Annotated in this window: 21 protein-coding genes; 8 read left to right on the top strand and 13 right to left on the bottom strand. The window is 47.3% G+C overall.

Going from position 1 to position 16,781, the window contains the following annotated elements:
- Window positions 1-2: 2 nt before the first annotated feature.
- The 3 genes from NG792_RS17210 to NG792_RS17220 all read right to left on the bottom strand — a co-directional run bounded on the left by NG792_RS17210 (window position 3) and on the right by NG792_RS17220 (window position 2,182).
- Window positions 3-755: a hypothetical protein gene (locus NG792_RS17210; protein WP_261236193.1), complete on the bottom strand. Its 753-nt coding sequence runs from the start codon at window positions 753-755 to the stop codon at window positions 3-5.
- An 879-nt stretch (window positions 756-1,634) separates the two neighbouring features.
- Window positions 1,635-1,841: a hypothetical protein gene (locus NG792_RS17215; protein ID WP_261197133.1), complete on the bottom strand. Its 207-nt coding sequence runs from the start codon at window positions 1,839-1,841 to the stop codon at window positions 1,635-1,637.
- Entirely contained in the window at window positions 1,838-2,182 is a 345-nt protein-coding gene (locus NG792_RS17220) for a hypothetical protein (protein ID WP_261197134.1), read from the bottom strand. Before NG792_RS17220 ends, NG792_RS17215 begins: the two co-directional genes overlap by 4 nt.
- Before the next feature lie 12 nt (window positions 2,183-2,194).
- Between NG792_RS17220 and NG792_RS17225 the strand changes: the two genes are divergently transcribed.
- Window positions 2,195-2,965 carry a pentapeptide repeat-containing protein gene (locus tag NG792_RS17225; protein WP_261197135.1) on the top strand — a complete coding sequence of 257 codons (771 nt, stop codon included), beginning with the start codon at window positions 2,195-2,197 and terminating at the stop codon, window positions 2,963-2,965.
- A gap of 5 nt (window positions 2,966-2,970) precedes the next feature.
- Complete coding sequence (locus NG792_RS17230; RefSeq protein ID WP_261197136.1) at window positions 2,971-3,117, top strand: hypothetical protein; 147 nt, start codon at window positions 2,971-2,973, stop codon at window positions 3,115-3,117.
- 338 nt (window positions 3,118-3,455) lie between these two features.
- Here the strand turns inward: NG792_RS17230 and NG792_RS17235 are convergent, their stop codons facing one another.
- The 5 genes from NG792_RS17235 to NG792_RS17255 all read right to left on the bottom strand — a co-directional run bounded on the left by NG792_RS17235 (window position 3,456) and on the right by NG792_RS17255 (window position 8,407).
- A complete protein-coding gene (locus NG792_RS17235; RefSeq protein WP_261197137.1) occupies window positions 3,456-3,632 on the bottom strand; it encodes a hypothetical protein in 177 nt (58 codons plus the stop codon).
- A 56-nt stretch (window positions 3,633-3,688) separates the two neighbouring features.
- Window positions 3,689-5,455: an NAD+ synthase gene (locus NG792_RS17240; protein WP_261197138.1), complete on the bottom strand. Its 1,767-nt coding sequence runs from the start codon at window positions 5,453-5,455 to the stop codon at window positions 3,689-3,691.
- A gap of 56 nt (window positions 5,456-5,511) precedes the next feature.
- A complete protein-coding gene (locus NG792_RS17245) occupies window positions 5,512-6,228 on the bottom strand; it encodes an NUDIX hydrolase (RefSeq protein ID WP_261236194.1) in 717 nt (238 codons plus the stop codon).
- A gap of 4 nt (window positions 6,229-6,232) precedes the next feature.
- Window positions 6,233-6,811: a nicotinate-nucleotide adenylyltransferase gene (locus tag NG792_RS17250; RefSeq protein WP_261197140.1), complete on the bottom strand. Its 579-nt coding sequence runs from the start codon at window positions 6,809-6,811 to the stop codon at window positions 6,233-6,235.
- A gap of 183 nt (window positions 6,812-6,994) precedes the next feature.
- Window positions 6,995-8,407, bottom strand: a complete 1,413-nt coding sequence (locus NG792_RS17255; protein ID WP_261236195.1) for a nicotinate phosphoribosyltransferase — start codon at window positions 8,405-8,407, stop codon at window positions 6,995-6,997.
- 481 nt (window positions 8,408-8,888) lie between these two features.
- On the opposite strand from NG792_RS17255, the gene NG792_RS17260 reads away from it, so the two are divergent.
- A complete protein-coding gene (locus tag NG792_RS17260; protein WP_261197142.1) occupies window positions 8,889-9,035 on the top strand; it encodes an isochorismate synthase in 147 nt (48 codons plus the stop codon).
- Between the two features lie 156 nt (window positions 9,036-9,191).
- Here the strand turns inward: NG792_RS17260 and NG792_RS17265 are convergent, their stop codons facing one another.
- Window positions 9,192-9,890 carry a diacylglycerol/polyprenol kinase family protein gene (locus NG792_RS17265; protein ID WP_261197143.1) on the bottom strand — a complete coding sequence of 233 codons (699 nt, stop codon included), beginning with the start codon at window positions 9,888-9,890 and terminating at the stop codon, window positions 9,192-9,194.
- A gap of 261 nt (window positions 9,891-10,151) precedes the next feature.
- On the opposite strand from NG792_RS17265, the gene yidD reads away from it, so the two are divergent.
- The gene (yidD, locus tag NG792_RS17270) at window positions 10,152-10,385 is read left to right on the top strand and encodes a membrane protein insertion efficiency factor YidD (RefSeq protein ID WP_261197144.1); all 234 of its coding nucleotides are present in this window, start codon (window positions 10,152-10,154) and stop codon (window positions 10,383-10,385) included.
- A 231-nt stretch (window positions 10,386-10,616) separates the two neighbouring features.
- On the opposite strand, the gene NG792_RS17275 is transcribed toward yidD, so the two are convergent.
- Together NG792_RS17275 and NG792_RS17280 are read right to left on the bottom strand one after the other, a co-directional pair.
- Complete coding sequence (locus tag NG792_RS17275; RefSeq protein ID WP_261236196.1) at window positions 10,617-10,889, bottom strand: hypothetical protein; 273 nt, start codon at window positions 10,887-10,889, stop codon at window positions 10,617-10,619.
- Window positions 10,890-11,103: 214 nt separating this feature from the next.
- Complete coding sequence (locus NG792_RS17280) at window positions 11,104-11,406, bottom strand: Calvin cycle protein CP12 (protein WP_261197146.1); 303 nt, start codon at window positions 11,404-11,406, stop codon at window positions 11,104-11,106.
- 263 nt (window positions 11,407-11,669) lie between these two features.
- On the opposite strand from NG792_RS17280, the gene NG792_RS17285 reads away from it, so the two are divergent.
- Complete coding sequence (locus NG792_RS17285) at window positions 11,670-13,148, top strand: protein adenylyltransferase SelO (RefSeq protein ID WP_261236197.1); 1,479 nt, start codon at window positions 11,670-11,672, stop codon at window positions 13,146-13,148.
- 120 nt (window positions 13,149-13,268) lie between these two features.
- On the opposite strand, the gene NG792_RS17290 is transcribed toward NG792_RS17285, so the two are convergent.
- Window positions 13,269-13,514 (bottom strand): ChaB family protein, encoded by a 246-nt coding sequence (locus NG792_RS17290; protein ID WP_261197148.1) that lies wholly within the window; start codon window positions 13,512-13,514, stop codon window positions 13,269-13,271.
- Window positions 13,515-13,808: 294 nt separating this feature from the next.
- Between NG792_RS17290 and NG792_RS17295 the strand changes: the two genes are divergently transcribed.
- Together NG792_RS17295 and NG792_RS17300 are read left to right on the top strand one after the other, a co-directional pair.
- A complete protein-coding gene (locus NG792_RS17295) occupies window positions 13,809-13,970 on the top strand; it encodes a DUF2256 domain-containing protein (RefSeq protein WP_261197149.1) in 162 nt (53 codons plus the stop codon).
- 102 nt (window positions 13,971-14,072) lie between these two features.
- Entirely contained in the window at window positions 14,073-15,008 is a 936-nt protein-coding gene (locus NG792_RS17300) for an isoaspartyl peptidase/L-asparaginase (RefSeq protein WP_261236198.1), read from the top strand.
- Between the two features lie 456 nt (window positions 15,009-15,464).
- On the opposite strand, the gene NG792_RS17305 is transcribed toward NG792_RS17300, so the two are convergent.
- Window positions 15,465-15,632: a hypothetical protein gene (locus tag NG792_RS17305; protein WP_261197151.1), complete on the bottom strand. Its 168-nt coding sequence runs from the start codon at window positions 15,630-15,632 to the stop codon at window positions 15,465-15,467.
- A gap of 235 nt (window positions 15,633-15,867) precedes the next feature.
- On the opposite strand from NG792_RS17305, the gene NG792_RS17310 reads away from it, so the two are divergent.
- Window positions 15,868-16,755, top strand: coding sequence for a right-handed parallel beta-helix repeat-containing protein (locus tag NG792_RS17310; RefSeq protein ID WP_261236199.1), 888 nt, complete (start codon window positions 15,868-15,870; stop codon window positions 16,753-16,755).
- Window positions 16,756-16,781: the final 26 nt, after the last annotated feature.

Here is a 16,781-nt window from a genome sequence, read left to right on the forward strand (position 1 = left end):
CCTTAATTTCCCGGATAATATTCAATTAATTTTAGGTCGGTTTCTGCGATCGCCCCGTGATGTTGATATTGATATCGCGTAATACCGATGCCGGGAACAAAATAAATACTCATCATATCCGGTCCAGTTCGGAAGGTTAAATGATACTGAATATGACTATCCCGAGATGCAAATCCCTCGGCGTCTAATTCCACTTGCTCCGATGTCTCAACGTTCCATCGATATCCCCCATCCAGGCGCGTGATCTGTTCTGAAGGACCAAACACTTTACCCGGAATTAGGGGCAGATCAAGCAAGAGTTCTATGTCTTCCACTAGGTTCACCAACACATCCCCCTCATCGGTTAACCGTTGCAAGACAAGTCTGGCTCTTTCATTACTGACTAAATAAAACTTTCCCGGTGAGACTTCAATAATTAGATGGTCTCCCCGTTCTTTTCCTTCACTATACCAGGCTACGTCAGCGGGATATCCTTTTAAAATCGCAACTTTCAAAGGTCCGCGTTCAAAGGCATCTACTACTTCCATTTTCCAGGTGATTCGGGTTTGCTTGACTTCACCGGAATTGGTGGGCATCCACTGAGTGATCCCCTCATAAACCCAGTAGCTTCCTGGAACCAGGGGAAAATCGACGCGGGGTATTTCTGTGGTGACGGTGCTAGGGGGGATCTGGTCTTTTTGAAGTGGGATTACCTCGCGAACTCCCAAGAAAAAGAGGGTTAATATTGCTAAAAAAAACAGCCACTTAGGTTTCATGAAATGCCCGTCTATAATAATGCAGGTAAATAACGAGAACGAGAAAAATTTTTCGCCCCAGGGTTTGTTAAAATAGTACCGATTGAGGCAATCCAGATCGGGATTGTTTGCCTGCTCCCGCTGTCCCGGAATTTAGCCGCGATGGGGATATCCGGGAAGGGAGATGGAGTTAATCTCAATGGGCGATCGCAGGACCTTCTAAGCTTATTTCCCTGATGAGGGACTCTTTCAGAAGTGCTGATGGGGATCTCCACCGATGCTAAGGGCGGAATGGAGTGGGGATCAATGTCACTTCTGTGCGGGAATCGACGTGATGCGATCGCACCTTAGAAAAGGGGCCAACTGCTCTCCAGTAACTGCTCCAGCTCTCCTGCCTCAGGGCATTGCCTAAAGCGATGTTAACCCTTGCCTTTTTAAGAGTACCACTGGGGCGCTAAAATTTAGGTCATGAATTCCCCATGATAATTTGGGGGATATTTTGTTGCAGATCAGGTCAATTTCCCTGCTGTGTATGAGACAGGGGTTGCACTCCCCGTCTTGGGTCTCTCCTCAAGGCGATCGGCACGACTCGACTCCATCATATATAGTCCCACAGTTATGCCTGTACATTTTTGTCCGTGGGAGTATCTTGCTCGCTAGTAGTACACAATTTAAATGCCGAACACCCTATCTGAATCGGTCTGGTGTTCAGGAGTCATAAATCCAAAAGAAAGAGCCAGCCAACCACCCCCGAGGTCTGGCTTAGAAAACATTGAATTGAATGCTGATCCGTGGAATAAAAAATTAGAAATATAGCCCAGCAGAAAGCAACGGTCAAGGGCTAATTGGGAGTGAGACTGGAAGAAGTTCTGAAAAAAGGACTAGGGTAATTGCTTTAATTCAGTCCCCTTCTTTCTCGGACTCAAGACACTTTTCTAATACAAAATTCATTTGTTCAACTGCCTCTTGAATGCGATGCAAATGTTGAATGCAGGTAGTGATTTCCCAGGTATTGCCAAAACAGGCTAACAAAAAGGTAGACTGGTGAATGATTTCTAAGGGGGCCAGAAATTCATCACCAACGGTCTGGAGCAGACGTGCTTTCAAATCGCACGGGGGCTTGGGTTCTGGGGATGGGCCCGAGTAAAGGGATGTTGACATAGCGATTTCCCAATCATTAATATAATTAATATCCCTGAAAAGTTTTTCTGATGCAGCGATCGCAGGCGAGGGGTCCAGTGAGTCCGCCTGGGTTGAAAGTGTGACTGAACTCTACAGAAGTCGGTGAGGGCGATCGCATCGCTACCCCGGCGATCCCCGGGATTGACCCGTTGGCAACTCCCCAAACCCTTTAAAATAATCAAGTGACCTCTGGGGTCAACGTGTTGATTCCAGCATTGATTCCACGGGTTTTTCCCAGGGCGAGATTCCTGTGTTTCTGTAGCCATTAAGGATCGACTATGAACCGAAAATTTCTCCTTCCGGCAGTCTTGTTCAGTACCCTATGCTTTACGAGTGTTGCCACTGCCGAAAATATTCAACATACTCAACAACTGCTTTCCACCAAGCAATGTCCCCAGTGTGACCTCAGTGGTGCCGGTTTGGTGATGGCAAATCTGGCGAATGCTCAACTCAATGGAGCAAATTTGGTCCGGGCGAATCTGAGTCGTGCTCAACTGACAGGGGCGGACCTCAGTGGTGCGGACCTCAAAGGTGCTTCTTTGTTTGGCGCCAACCTGATGGGGGTGAATCTCCAGGGTGCGGATCTGCGGGGTGCAGATTTGCGAGAGGCGTATCTTGTGGATGTGAATTTAACCGGCGCACAGTTGGAGGGGGCAAATCTCCAAGGAGCGATCGGGACTCCGCAGACTGTGTTAGCGGTAGAGGATGTTTATAACTGGGGCGTAGCAGAAGCGCAGCGCAACAATCATAAGAAGGCGATCGCCTATTTTGATCAAGCATTAGTCATGGATCCGGAATTTGCCCCTGCCTATCTCGCACGGAGTATCGTTCGTGCAGATAGCGGAGATTTCGCCGGTGCTCAAGGCGATGCGGAATATGCGAAACAATTGTTTGCGATTCAAAACAATACTCAGGCTTTTGAAGCCACACAGGTCCTGATTGCTCAAATTGAAGCGGCCCAAAATCCAGAAGCAGCGGAGTCAGGGGGGGGCGGTTTTATGCGTTTTGTCGGTTCGATGGGGGTACTGTTGCTGCGATTAATGTTGTAAATATTTTGTACGATGGTGAGATTTTGGATTTAACCGGCGTAGGGGTTAATGAATTGGATCTCCCGCTGAATGGGCGATCCCGGGCTGGGGAGTACCAATTCTGGGTGAATTTACGCAGGGAGTGCGATCGCGATCGCACTCCCTTTTGCTAGAATCTCACTCATCCTGTGCGATCTGAATCACTCACTGGCACGGGTTAATCAGGGATTCTACTAATAGAGGATTTGAATCGGCCATTGACAAGGAAGGTGCGCCAATCATGTGGGAAAAATTATTTTTATCGGCGATAATTACATTAATACTCAGTGTTTTCGCCAGTGGTTATGACCAAGTTGCCCCGCAACGACACTCTCATCAATCGGAGCAGGGATCCCTATCCCCGGTGGTGATGCTCATTAAATAACTTCGCCATTGACTCGTTTGCGTCTACTCTCGTGCATCTACTTTGATATTTTTTTATTCTATAAACCTCATAGACCCAGCTAATAAATCATCCCGCCTCTCCCACCCCGATTCCCGCTACATCATCGGCGGTTAGGTAGACTTGGCGGTGCAATAAAACCAGACCGGCGAGGGTTAAAACCCTCGCCGGTTGTCGATTTCCCTGGATATCATGTTTGCTCGATCGCCCACAGTGAGCTAACCCCCTTTCCCCCCTTCCTTGCAAAGGATGGGGGAGAAGAGGAAGAGATGGTTTTTTAGGTTAATGCACCGGACTGGATATTATTCCACACAGAGGGGGAGTTGCGGCACCTTGGCGGCGATCGGCATTCGCCAACCTGTTCCAAAGGCGCGATCGGTGACTTTCAATCCAGGGGGGGCTTGTCGGCGCTTAAATTCAGCCCCATTTAACAACTTCACCACCCGTTGCACTAAGGCGGTTTCATGTCCTGCCGCGACAATTTCGGGAATCGATTCATGGTTGTGAATCAGGCGATCGAGAATATCATCCAGAATGTCATAAGGGGGAAGGGAATCTTGGTCAATTTGTCCGGGTTTGAGCTCGGCACTGGGGGGTTTACTCAAAACACTTTCGGGAATAATAATTTTACCCGGTTCGCGGGAATTGAGCCATTGACAAATGGCATATACTTGAGTTTTTAGAACATCAGAAATGGCGGCTAATCCTCCATTCATATCTCCATAGAGGGTACAATATCCGACGGCCATTTCTGATTTATTGCCGGTGGAAATCAGCAGATATCCAAATTTATTGGAGATTGCCATTAATAAATTGCCCCGAATCCGCGCTTGGAGGTTTTCTTCGGTGACATCTCGGGGTGAGTCGGCAAACAAATCCCCTAGGGTCTTGTCATAACAATCCATTAAATCGGCAATGGGAAGGGAGTAGGTTTTCAAGCCGAGGTTTTGGGCGAGTTCCACAGCATCAATCACCGATTGTTGGGAGGTATGGGGGGAAGACATGAGGATGCCAATAACATTGGAGGGTCCGATCGCCTCGCTGGCGATCGCCGCCACTAGAGACGAATCAATCCCCCCACTTAACCCAATCACGACTTTAGAAAATCCGCACTTGCGGGTATAGTCTCGCACTCCTAACACCAAGGCGGACCAAATTTCTTCCGCTGGACTCAGGGGTGTTCCCTGGGTTTGAGTAAGGGGTTGGGAGGCGATCGCCTCCTTGTTGAGCGAAAGCGGACGTAAATCTCGGCTTTTTTCGTCTAACTCCACCGCCACTAAATCCGGTTGAAATCCCGCAGCTAGGGCCACCCGTTCTCCCAGTTTGTTGAAGGCAATGCTATATCCATCAAAAATCAAGTCATCATTGCCCCCGACTTGGTTAGCATAGATAATGGGTTTGTGATAACGCACTGCCACATGATTGAGCATTGCTTCTCGGAGTTTTTGTTTCCCCACAGTGTAAGGAGAGGCGGATAAATTAATAATGACATCGGCTCCTTCTTCGACTAAATTGGCAATGGGATTACTGGGGTATTGCCGTTTTCCCCAAAATTCTTCATCATTCCATAAGTCTTCACAAATCGTCACGCCGATGCGGATTGGGGGAGAACCCTGGGGGTGGGAGGGAAAGCCAAACTCACCTAAATTAAAATAATTACTCACATAAGAGGGTTCAAAATAGCGATTTTCATCAAACACATCGTAAGTCGGCAACAGGCGTTTGTGGAAGTATTGCTGAATTTTGCCATTGAAGAGTAAGGCGATACTATTATATAAGGATTTGCCTCCGGTGGTATGGGCGAGGGTATGGGTTTCCACGGTTCCCACTAAGACGGCGATCGCTGGAGGTAATTCTTGAGCCAGTTGTTGTAATTGCCAGGACATCGCCTCAATAAAACTCGGACGCAAGAGCAAATCCCGAGGCGGATAACCGCACAAAGAGAGTTCTGGAGTTAGCATCAGGTCAATTCCCTGGGCGGCAGCTTGGGTGGCAGCTTGCAGAATCTGTTGGGAATTGCCTCGGAGATCTCCAATGGTGGGATTAAGTTGGGCGATCGCAATTTTCATGATATTGAGTGACCAATTGGGGGATAAACGGGTAAACTTTGGGGTTAAAACTATCCCTAAATAAACACTAAGGGTTTATTTTTCAACGGAGCAAATGCTTCGGCATCAAAGCGGTAAAGGGCGGCGGGCCGACCTGCACCGCGAGACACTTTCATTTTTGTATCGGATAAAAAGCCCAGTTTGAGAATTTTGGCCCGAAAATTAGAATAATCGGCGAAATTTTCCCCTAAAACTGTGGCATAAAGTTGATACAGTTCACTTAAGGTAAATAATTCCGGCAGCACATCAAAGGCGATCGGGCTGTACTCCAGTTTGTTCCGTAGGCGGCGATGACCATATTCCACCATGCGATTGTGATCAAAGGCCAGATGGGGCACTTCATCCAGGGGATACCAGGCAATCCCCCGGACTCCAGTTCCCATCAGTTGTGCTTCTTCAAACCGGACTAAGGCAAAATAGCTCACAGAAAGATAGCGCAAAGGTTGAGAGTCTGAAAGTTCGCGGGGGTCGCGTCCCGGTCCGGCAAAGGTGTACAGTTGTTCGAGGTAGAGATTCTGGACTTGGATTTTTTCCGATAAAATGCGATAGGCCGCATCTTCCAGGGATTCACCGTGACGAACTAAAGTACCGGGTAAACTCCATTGTCCGAGAAAGGGCTCACTTTCGCGCATGACGAGGAGAATCAGCAAGCGATTTTGTGCGGGATCGACGGAGAAGATCGCATTATCGACTCCCACTTTAAAGTTGAGTGGAAGACCCAAAGACGCTGCCATTGGTTTAGCTCACATCCTGATAGGCGTATAAGTTTTCCCGTTGGATATAACGGGCAACGGGGGGCGTGAGAACTTGTGAGGTTTGGGTTTGACGATAGGCGGTGGAGGAAACATCGGGAAGATGCAAGTCGGCGATCGCCACGGATGCTCCCATTTGCCGGAGTCGGTCGAGTTCCGGTTCGCGAATGGGTGCTCCCGGTCGCGGGACAACCAGCAGATTGACTTGAGAGAGCAAGTCCTCCACGTGATACCACCGAGGCAACTGGGGGATTAAGTCTGACCCGATTACGAGATACAGTTCAGCCTCGGGCCATTTTTGGCGGGCAATTCGCACTGTTTCTAAGGTCCGGGGTTGACTGAGTTCGGCATCAAAGTAGAGATTGTTCCGAGGATTGTCCGGGTCTTCCATCAGCAACTGCAACATCTGCGATCGATGGCGCAGGGGAGTTTGATGAGATTTAAAGGGATTGTCTGACGCCCAAATCGCCACGGCATCAAACTTTTGAGACAGCCAGCTCACTATTTTTTGATGGGCTTTGGTCGGGGGGTCGGCACTGGTACCAAAGAGTGCAAGGGTGATCATTTTTAGATGAGGGGGTGAGAACGACACAATCTATCCAGGCTAGAGTTCTGAGTTTGAAAGTCATCCAGGTGGATGAATAAATTCCTCAACACTCCCGGAGGAAAACAGAAATCGAGGGTCAAGGCAAAACTCGCCGATAGTGCACCCGGACTGTTTAAAATAGCCAGAGGTCGAAAGACTGACTCACATTTTATAATTTTGTAAGGTTTCTGCGGTCAGGGTTTGTAAGGGAGTCGAAATCTCGACCGATGCGCCCGTGGGTCGATGGATCCGGCGAAGTTCGGGGGGAAGAGATTCTACAGAATGCCTGGTTCTTTCGGCGATCGCCTCCAACATTTCCGGAGGATGAACCCGCTGGCCCTCTTTGAACAAAAGCTGCATCATCGGGACTTCACCGGGTTCAACGGCCTCACTGACCAAGCCTAGGCGATCGCCCACAATCTGTCCCTCCTGATAGCGTCGGAAAATCTGCTTCCGTCCGGGATAGCTAACTTTTCCACTAGAATTTTTCATCACCGGCACGCCATCAATATCTACAATTTTATAAACCCCATTTACGGGCGTACCTGTGACTAACTTAGTCCCGATGCCAAAGCCATCAATCGGACAACCGGCGGCTTTCAATTCCGCAATTTTCCACTCATCCAAATCCCCACTCACAAAAATGGGGACATCGGGAAGCAGTTCTTGGACCTGTTTGGACAATTGGACTAAATCCCCGGAATCCAGGCGCACTCCTCCCACTTCCATTTCTCCCGCTTGGAGGCGATCGGCGATTTTCCGGGCTGCTTCAAGGGGATCATAAGTATCAATCAGTAAGGGAGAACCGGGAAAATAATGCTGAAACGCTCGAAACGCCTGCATCTCACTCCCTTCCGTTGCCGATAGGGCCATTACCAGGGCGTGAGCCATCGTTCCTGAAGGTTTCCGACCTAATTTGAGTGCTGCTAACACATTGGAGGTGGCATCCATTCCTGCCGCCAAAGCCGCTCGGGCGGCCCAAACCGAGGCTTGAGGACTAAAGGCCCGTCGCGTGCCAAACTCTAAAATCGAGGCTTCGGGACCGGCGACATCGCGAATGCGAGCCGATCGCGTGGCGACCAGGGTCTGATAATTAATCGTGTTCAGTAAATAGGTTTCGACGATTTGAGCTTGCCACAGGGGAGCCTCCACCCGCAGTAAAGGTTCATTGGCAAAGACTGCCGTTCCCTCGGGAACCGCCCAAATATTACCCTCAAACCGGGCATCGGCCAGGAGTGACCAAAATTTATCAGAGGCCCTGGAAAAAATCCCAGTGGCTTGCAAACTGGCAATCTGGGCCTCGGTGAACCGGAATTGCTCTAGGTACTCAAAAACTTGAGCTAACCCCATTGCAATTAAATAACCAAAGCCTTCAGGAAGTTTGCGAACAAACAGCTCAAAGCTGGCGGTTCTGCCGTCAAGACCTTCCCCGGTGTAACAGGCGGCCATTGTCAATTGATAGAGGTCGGTCAACAGACTATAGTCCTCCGGGACCACAGTCAGTTCTAATCCGTCTTTACCCGCTGGGGAAAGGGGTTGCGGATTGAGATCATTGGGTTCAGTGGCAGTTGCCATGTGCCAGCTTCCTTGCTGAAAGGGGTTTGTTTAATTATAGTAGCATTTACCAAAATTTGTCACCGGGTCCGGATAAAAATCTCGGGGTTGAGGTGGGCGATCGCCCACCGTTCCTGGGAATTTCCGCAAATTTTTCGACCTGGGTTATGGTGGAATTCATTAAAAATCTCAGACCTAATCTTTTTTCCGAGGGCGTTTCTCTGAGCGGGGTGGAGAGAAAAGGGTCCGGATTCACAACAAATATGGTATAATTTAATGCGGATTCCAAGCAAGTTTAAATCGTAACAAATTGTAAACCCATCCCAGCGGCCTATTCCGGTTAAGTCCAGGATTCAACTATTGCGAACTAATAAGTTATCCTAAAAAATATTGCAAAAGTAACCGCTCCGGGGGGAACTCAGGTAAAGTAAAAAGTAACGAGGTCTAGGGATTGCGATCGCTGACTCGGATAACCTAAATGAACCTGATGAGGAGTTTTGTTATGAATCTTTCAAAAACCATTGGTGACTTTTTACAACACGTCTCAGAAGCAGCCGCTCGCATCTTTGGACCCAATGATGACAAATATCCAGAAACCGGGGTTCAACCCTTTGACGGTGAACCGAATAGAGGAGAAGAATGGTCCTAGGTCTCAGGACAGGAGTGTAAAGAAAACTGAGTGTTGAAATTAGTTGAAATCCCTAAAAAGAACCCCCTCCCTACCTGCTCCCTGCCGAGGGGGTTCTTTTTATGAAAAATTGGACCAAAACCCTCTCCAGTTTAGGGAATTTCCCCCAAAACCCCTTTACAAAATTTGATGCAAGAAAAAGCAGAACGCCGCACTTCCAATCGGAACTGTAAGATTATCAATCCCCAGTTTAGAAAACGCTTCTAAACCTGTCGCTAACCCAGCCACCCCAAGGGCAATTATCCCAATATTCCAGAGATTTCCCTCTACCAGGGCTAAAATAGAAGCGGTGATCATAAAACTAACCATACCCATCGTGGCGGAACCTTCCCAGCTCTTCTTTTCTCCCCAAAATTGATAGGGATGCTGACCGAAACGCTGACCGATTAAAGCGGCTAAACCATCTCCATAAGTCATGATTAAAATCCCGATGACGGCATATTGAGGAAGTTCTAAGGGCCAAAACCAGGCCACCAAGATGCCGATACTAATGGCATAGAAAAATGTTCCTAAACTTTGGCGTCCGACACTATTAATTCCCGGGAGAATGGGAAATTTGTAAGAAATTAGGGCAGTTGCTGCGGCAATAATAGAAGCAGCGATCGCCACCCAACCGGGAATCTGTAGCCACCATGCCAGCAAAATCACATTGCCAGTACCAATATGAACGACCTTGCGAACGACTTCCGAACCCGTTTGGGTAAAACGATGTAACCCCTCCGCCACAATCAGTAGCAACCCCAACCATAAGCCAACGGCTGCCACTTGCCACCCCAGGGGTAAAATGGATTCTAATGGGAATAAAAAAGTCAACACAGAATTAAATCACTAAAACATCTTAAAGCTTTCTCTGAGTGTAGGGGATGGAGGCCATCGGGCGATCGTCAACCTCTAAAAAATTTAGGACTCCCGGCGATGAAGACAAGAAACCGGGTTTCTAGCCCAGATTTGATGCCTGTGACTACACAGTGGAGGAAGAAACCCGGTTTCTATCCGGGAAGGAGTCAAAAAATCGCCACCGAGTCCCAGAAGGAGTCAAAATAAATAAACCCTGGCAATTCTCTATTCGGTTAAATTATGAAATGGCTGATGATTCGGTTAATTCGAGGATATCGACTGTTAATTTCTCCCTTATTTCCGCCTACTTGTCGATTTCAGCCGACTTGTTCTCAATATGCAATAGAGGCGATCGAGCGTTTTGGACCGAGGCGGGGGGGATGGATGGCATTCCGTCGTCTGTTGCGCTGTCATCCTTTACATCCGGGAGGATATGACCCTGTACCCCAGATGCCGGAAAAAACCACGGACTAAGTGCGATCGCAAAAATAAATCGAAAGCGGAAAGGTGCGTCAGACAGATAACTCACTTATCCCTTTAATCCACTGATTCTCTGATGCACCGGAGTTCCGCCGGATAACGACAGCAAGTCTGTAGTACCAAAAAACTTAGAAACTGAAGTGTTGAATATTGAAAACGACAGCAAGTCGGTAGTACCAAAAAACTTAGAAACTGAAGTTGGGTTGTTGTTCTGTGAGAAGGGGATTAATCCATCATGCGGAGTCTGCCGCGTTTAGTGCTGTAGATTAGGCGATTGATAATATCTTGATGTTCCTCACTCAAGGAGGTGCGTAAGATGGCCATTCGCAGACGATAGCGATCGCTCTTGGTCATTTGGCCGCAGAACAAGATATCACCAAATAATTCTTCCAGGGTCTTGGGGTGCTTGCTATCGAAAATTTTCATAAGGGTTAAAGAGGGTTCGTAAATAATTCTTTCAATTCTGAGGGCAAGGGTGGCATTTGGGTGCGATCGCATTCCGGGTTACCCTGCGATCGATATCATACTTTACTCTGATGGCGATCGCTGACAACAGAATTTCTGGGAGTGACGCCGAACAGCATAGAGTCCTATACCTCATTTTTGACTATATTCTTAAAATTGTAATAATTTTTAATGTAAAAAATCACCAGAAAAAAGCCCAATCTGGAGAGCAAGATTGGGCAAGCAAATCAACTATTTTACTGGAACATTAAAGATCGTAAATCCGAGCTTCTGAAGCACCGGGATGCTCTAAACAGTAGCGTTCAAAAGCCGATTTCGGTTCCTGGGTTCTTCTGTGGGCTGCTACACTGAGGAGTTCCTCCACAATATCCCAAGCCACCGCGCTTTCGGGAGATTCAATGCCTTTTGCTGCTGCGATCGCCCTGGCTTCATCCCGTGCCATGTCAATGCGTAGGCTCAGGGGAATGAAATTGCCTTGATTCCCCTCAGAATTTGCCCCCTCATTCCCGGCATTTACGAGCCTTTCAGTTCTAGCTAAAACTTGAGCCATGACGGATTACCTCCTCCAAAAATTAATAGGTTTCTCAAGCACTCGACTCTAGTCGATTCCTTCGAGCAAACCTCATACTTGTATTGTAGCTTGATCACCCCACCTTGGGGGTGTAAATAACCGTAACACTTTATTGCAAAAAGTTTCCAAACCCCCAAAACCCCGCCCTAAAAGCTTTTCCCTAGCACTGCACCTGATTTATCATTCCAAAACATTAAAATAGATTAAAATAGAATAAGATAATGTAAAGAACCGTTGCTTTTATGACTGTTGCCGACACCACTCCAACTCCAAAACGCGCCAATCCATTTCTGTCCCTTAACCTGGAAACCGCCCTAGAATCCTTGGGGGAAGACTACTACGATATCGTTCCGGCTGCTGAATTTCCCCAGCATCTTCTGCGCTTTCGCAATGACGAATTATTACAAAAACTAGGATTAGAACCCACAACCGTAAGGGATGAAGATTTTATCGAAGCATTTGGTTATTTTCAGGGCGTGCGACCCTTTTTAGCCCTGCGCTATCATGGCTATCAATTTGGAGAATATAACCCAAATTTAGGCGATGGACGGGGCTTTGTCTACGCCCAAGTCCGGGGTACTGATGGCAAACTCTACGATTTCGGCACGAAAGGCAGTGGCAGAACCCCTTATTCCCGTCATGCCGATGGACGGTTAACCCTAAAAGGAGGGGTCAGAGAAGTCTTAGCAGCGGAAATGTTGCATCGAATGGGAGTCAGAACCTCTCGCTGTTTAAGCTTAGTTGAAACGGGCGAACAATTGTGGCGAGGAGACGAACCTTCCCCGACGCGATCGTCCGTGATGATCCGCTTTAGTGAATCTCATATCCGATTTGGCACGTTTGAAAGATTGCACTATTTAGGACGAAAAGACTTAATTGAAAAACTCTTAGATTGGGTCATCGCCCATTATTATCCCCACCTCAATGATACCATGCCTCCCTTGACTTCCCCGGGTACGGGAAACCCGAAAGAGAAATACGCCCGATTTTATCAAGAACTGGTGCAACGGGTGGCTACCTTAACGGCACAATGGATGGCAGCGGGCTTTTGTCATGCGGTATTAAATACTGACAATATGTCCATCACTGGGGAAAGTTTCGATTATGGACCTTTTGCCTTTATTCCCACCTATAACTTAAAGTTTACAGCCGCCTACTTTGACTATTATGGACGCTACAGTTACGGCAATCAACCGGCAATCTGTCGCTGGAACTTGCAAATGTTGCAAGTTCCGTTAAGGGCGGTAATTGATGAGGCTGATATGGAAGCCGCATTAGAGGAATATTACATTCATTATAATCGAGAATATCGCCAACTGATGCTGAGTAAGTTGGGATTTGGGGAAGAAATGCCAGAAGAAGCAGCAACCGATTTGGTGCAATTAACTCTACAATTGTTGGCAGAGTCTCAGGTGGAGTATCCGGAGTTCTTTTGGCAACTCAGGCAGCAGTTTTCTCCGGAGTGGCGGGAAAACAGTGACTCTATTTTTGGTCCGATGGAAACCGATTCCGAATTGTTCGCCTCTTGGCAACGAGCCTACTTCCATTTATTACAGTTTGTGGGAACAGGGAATTTAGAGGAAATGCGAGAACGGATGGCAAAATACAATCCAAAAACGGTGATACTTCGGCCCAAAATTGAAGCAATTTGGGAACCGATCGCGCAAGAGGATAATTGGCAGCCGTTTTATGATTTGTTGGACCAAATTAAAAGGGATTAGACCTCTATAATTTGATAAATACTGCAAAAAAGGACAGGGCTATACCCTGTCCTTTTTTTAGAAACCCGTCTTTGCAATCAGGCGATCGCATCCGTAATTGAAACTATCCCAATTCCGAGTTTAGGCTCCGGGCATATTCCCCGTGGGGCTGCGATGAGCACCAACTTGGGGACGCGGATGCCATTTGCCATCACTTCCTTCCTCATAGCTACTCCGTAGAGAATTCCACGCCACATCCAGAGCGCCACTCTCGCTCATTCCATTGGAGGAAGCACTATTATAAGCGGTGAAGAAAATATTTTGCGCACCTTCGGGCAGTTTTTCTTTTACATCATTGGGTAAATCTTCTTTTGTTTGGTAAGCCATCATTATTCTCCTAATTTACGGTGTTTTTACAATAGATTCAATTAAATCAAAATTTGAAACAAAAGCCCTCTACCGGCAGGCTGAATCACAAAATACATTTTACTTAATTTCTACCCGAACTCAAAGGAAATATCAGTCTGGGGGTAGGTGTAAAAAATAGTCCAATTTTACAGAAATTGAATCAGTGGGAATTCAGGCGATCGCTCTCTCACTCTGCCCTAACCCCGGGCAGGCTTTCCCATCCGGTGAAAATGGCTTATAATACAACCCAAACAGCAGCAAGAATGAACCCTTATGGGACGAGTCCGAGCCAAAGCTGACTTTCCAGAAAAAATCTGCCCCGTCTGTCAACGCCCCTTTACCTGGCGGAAAAAATGGGCAGATTGTTGGGATGAGGTAAAATACTGCTCAGAACGCTGTCGCCGTCGTCGTTCCCAAGGTGAATCCATCAAATAACCCGGGCGGTTGCCCAAAAATGCCCCAATTGTTAGCAGGCAAAGAGTACCCTTTCGGTTACTATGAAAGATTGGATATTAACCCAAGGCAGAGGCTGAATTCATGACAACGGGTGCGGTACAACCTAAGCTGATCATTCACGGTGGCGCAGGTAGCTCTCTTAAAGACAAAGGTGGACTTGAAGCGGTGCGCGGCTCCCTCCATACCATTATAGAGGACCTGTATGGGATGTTAATGCAAGGGGCCTCTGCCACTGAAGCGGTGGTGCGCGGATGCAAACTCCTGGAAGACGAACCCCGTTTTAATGCCGGGACAGGTTCGGTGTTGCAATCTGACGGACAAATTCGGATGAGTGCCGCGTTAATGGATGGCAGGTTACAACGCTTTAGCGGCACGATTAATGTATCTCGGGTTAAAAATCCCATTGATTTAGCCCTATTTTTACAGAATTCCCCCGATCGCGTGTTGTCCGATGTGGGTTCAGCGGAATTGTTGCGAGAATTGCAATTGCCGATTCATAATCCACTCACGGATAAGCGCTTGCAGGAGTGGATGGAGGAACGCAAAGATAATTTTTCCCGCAGTATGGCGAATGTGGTGGCAGAATCCTCGGGACGGGGAACGATTGGAGTTGTGGTACTCGATCACCAGGGCAAAATTGCCGCCGGAACCTCCACGGGAGGGAAAGGATTTGAGCGGATCGGGCGCGTCAGCGATTCGGCAATGCCTGCGGGAAATTACGCCAATCCCAAGGCGGGAGTTAGTTGTACGGGGATTGGGGAAGATATTATTGATGAATGTCTCGCGGCGCGAATTGTGGTGCGGGTGACGGATGGATTATCGTTAATGAATGCTTTTGAGCGCTCGTTTGCCGAAGGGGAACGGAATAAACGGGATTTTGGGGCGATCGGGATTGATGCCACAGGTGCGATCGCCTGGGGTAAAACTTGTGAGGTGATTCTCGCTGCCTATCACACCGGCGATCGCATCGGTGATGCCTTGGAAATGAGTCCGCAAATGGGTGTCGGCATCGCCTAGGTGAGTTCCACGGGACCAGAAACCCCGTTTCTAACTCGCGGTGAGGGGGCCCGAAACTTTGATTCCCAAAAAATCTCGGTTCAAGGTGTTGACAATTGTAGCATCTTGACATACCCTATAAGAATGGGAGTGTCTGCGCCCATATATATCGAAATCTGGGAGCGGAAAATTTCCCCTAGGAATCTCTCTCTACCGATGAGTAGAGCAGTCTACTCCGCTAGTTCTCACAGAAGGCAGAGAGATAGTTCACTCCTCAGACAGACCACTGAAGCGGGTAAGTTCGCTACAGTAGATATATAGGGTCAAACGCATCAAAACTAAAGTTGGATGCTGAACATCAGACCAACAAGGTAGGCTGTCATCCTAAATTGACAGAAGGTCTGGATAATATAGAGAACCAATTATACGAATCAGTCCCGTCAGAGTTTCTCTGGCGGGATTATGATTAAAAGAGGGTTACTGAAACAACAGGGAATACCCCAAAAACAGCGCCCAACCTGCCACGGCAAAAAAGGCGAACAACCCTACCATAATTTCAAAGGACCACTTAACCTTCAAGGTTCCGAGTAATGGCGTAGCAGAAATTAACAGTAAAACAAAGAATAGCGAGAATAACCAAACCATGATGTGACTCCAGAATAAAAAAAGATCCCCTTTTCTAGTTTATCGAGTTTCTGGGGATGTTGGGGGTTTTGAGGTTTCCGCAGGGAGGATTAAGTCTAAAGCGTGACGGAGAATTTGCGATCGCCTCACCCGCTATTCTAACCCCTCTGAGGATCCCGAAGTTTATCCGGTTGGCAGAACTCTAATTGCCGTGTTAGCTTACTAGAAAAAGATAACCATTCAGGTTCAGATTCAGATGATAAAAGTTAAACGGCGTAAGTTTTTCTCGGGGTTATTGGGTTTAATGGGGGTGACTGGGGCAATGGTACAAGGGCACCAGACAACCGCCCAAGTCCGGCGTGAAATCGAAGTGAGTAACCCCGAAGCATTTTTTAGAAACATCGGATCTAACCGAACATTGAAATTTATCTCACCTCACTACAATTTATCAGAACTTAGCCCGGAATTAAATTGGGCTAATGCTTTTATGGAAGAAGATTTTGATGGATATGGATTGGTAATTTCTGGCGTAGAAAACCTGAGTTTAGTGGGAGTCAATCCCACCGCTTCTTTGATTAGTCTTGAAGCAGCTTATCCCAACGTAATCACGTTTAGAAACTGCCGAAATATTACGATCGCCAATATAGAAGCTGGACATTGGCCTAAAAAATCTTTTTGTAGTGGCAGTGTTTTTAGCTTTGTGGATTGTGACAATATCATCCTAGACCAATGCATTCTCTTTGGATGCGGAATCTATGGGATTTTGGCACAAAACAGCAGCAATTTTCAGGTAAAAGGTTCTACAATTAAAGAATGCACCTATGGGATTATGGCTCTACAATCCCTCACGAATCTTTTAGTAGAAGACTGCCAATTTTATCATAATGAGTCCTATGATACGATGCTGAGGGCAACGAATATCAGGGGGGATGTACGTTTTAAAACCTGTCAATTTTTTGAAAACAGCATTACCGATTACAATCCTAATAATAATTATTTCTTTTGGTTTGGGGACGAAGGTAGTTCAATCGTTGTGGAAAATAGCACGATCGTCAACAACGAGTTTATCAACTTATCCAATGATAGCAATCGCGTAAAACTGGTCGAATCGACGGTGGAAAACAATACTGGGGGGGGTCCCTAATTCCTGCTCGGGGTGAGCAACCCCAG

It is taken from the genome of Laspinema olomoucense D3b (assembly GCF_025370785.1).
Lineage (GTDB): Bacteria > Cyanobacteriota > Cyanobacteriia > Cyanobacteriales > Laspinemataceae > Laspinema > Laspinema olomoucense.

Coding starts and splice junctions, on each gene's coding strand:
- NG792_RS17300 (WP_261236198.1), top strand. CDS start 14,073: ATGACAACGGGTGCGGTACAACCTAAGCTGATCATTCACGGTGGCGCA.
- NG792_RS17220 (WP_261197134.1), bottom strand. CDS start 2,182: ATGGCTACAGAAACACAGGAATCTCGCCCTGGGAAAAACCCGTGGAAT.
- NG792_RS17245 (WP_261236194.1), bottom strand. CDS start 6,228: ATGGCAGCGTCTTTGGGTCTTCCACTCAACTTTAAAGTGGGAGTCGAT.
- NG792_RS17310 (WP_261236199.1), top strand. CDS start 15,868: ATGATAAAAGTTAAACGGCGTAAGTTTTTCTCGGGGTTATTGGGTTTA.
- NG792_RS17275 (WP_261236196.1), bottom strand. CDS start 10,889: ATGCGATCGCACCCAAATGCCACCCTTGCCCTCAGAATTGAAAGAATT.
- NG792_RS17240 (WP_261197138.1), bottom strand. CDS start 5,455: ATGAAAATTGCGATCGCCCAACTTAATCCCACCATTGGAGATCTCCGA.
- NG792_RS17285 (WP_261236197.1), top strand. CDS start 11,670: ATGACTGTTGCCGACACCACTCCAACTCCAAAACGCGCCAATCCATTT.
- NG792_RS17255 (WP_261236195.1), bottom strand. CDS start 8,407: ATGGCAACTGCCACTGAACCCAATGATCTCAATCCGCAACCCCTTTCC.
- NG792_RS17260 (WP_261197142.1), top strand. CDS start 8,889: ATGAATCTTTCAAAAACCATTGGTGACTTTTTACAACACGTCTCAGAA.
- NG792_RS17295 (WP_261197149.1), top strand. CDS start 13,809: ATGGGACGAGTCCGAGCCAAAGCTGACTTTCCAGAAAAAATCTGCCCC.
- NG792_RS17210 (WP_261236193.1), bottom strand. CDS start 755: ATGAAACCTAAGTGGCTGTTTTTTTTAGCAATATTAACCCTCTTTTTC.
- NG792_RS17225 (WP_261197135.1), top strand. CDS start 2,195: ATGAACCGAAAATTTCTCCTTCCGGCAGTCTTGTTCAGTACCCTATGC.
- NG792_RS17290 (WP_261197148.1), bottom strand. CDS start 13,514: ATGGCTTACCAAACAAAAGAAGATTTACCCAATGATGTAAAAGAAAAA.
- yidD (WP_261197144.1), top strand. CDS start 10,152: ATGAAATGGCTGATGATTCGGTTAATTCGAGGATATCGACTGTTAATT.
- NG792_RS17305 (WP_261197151.1), bottom strand. CDS start 15,632: ATGGTTTGGTTATTCTCGCTATTCTTTGTTTTACTGTTAATTTCTGCT.
- NG792_RS17280 (WP_261197146.1), bottom strand. CDS start 11,406: ATGGCTCAAGTTTTAGCTAGAACTGAAAGGCTCGTAAATGCCGGGAAT.
- NG792_RS17250 (WP_261197140.1), bottom strand. CDS start 6,811: ATGATCACCCTTGCACTCTTTGGTACCAGTGCCGACCCCCCGACCAAA.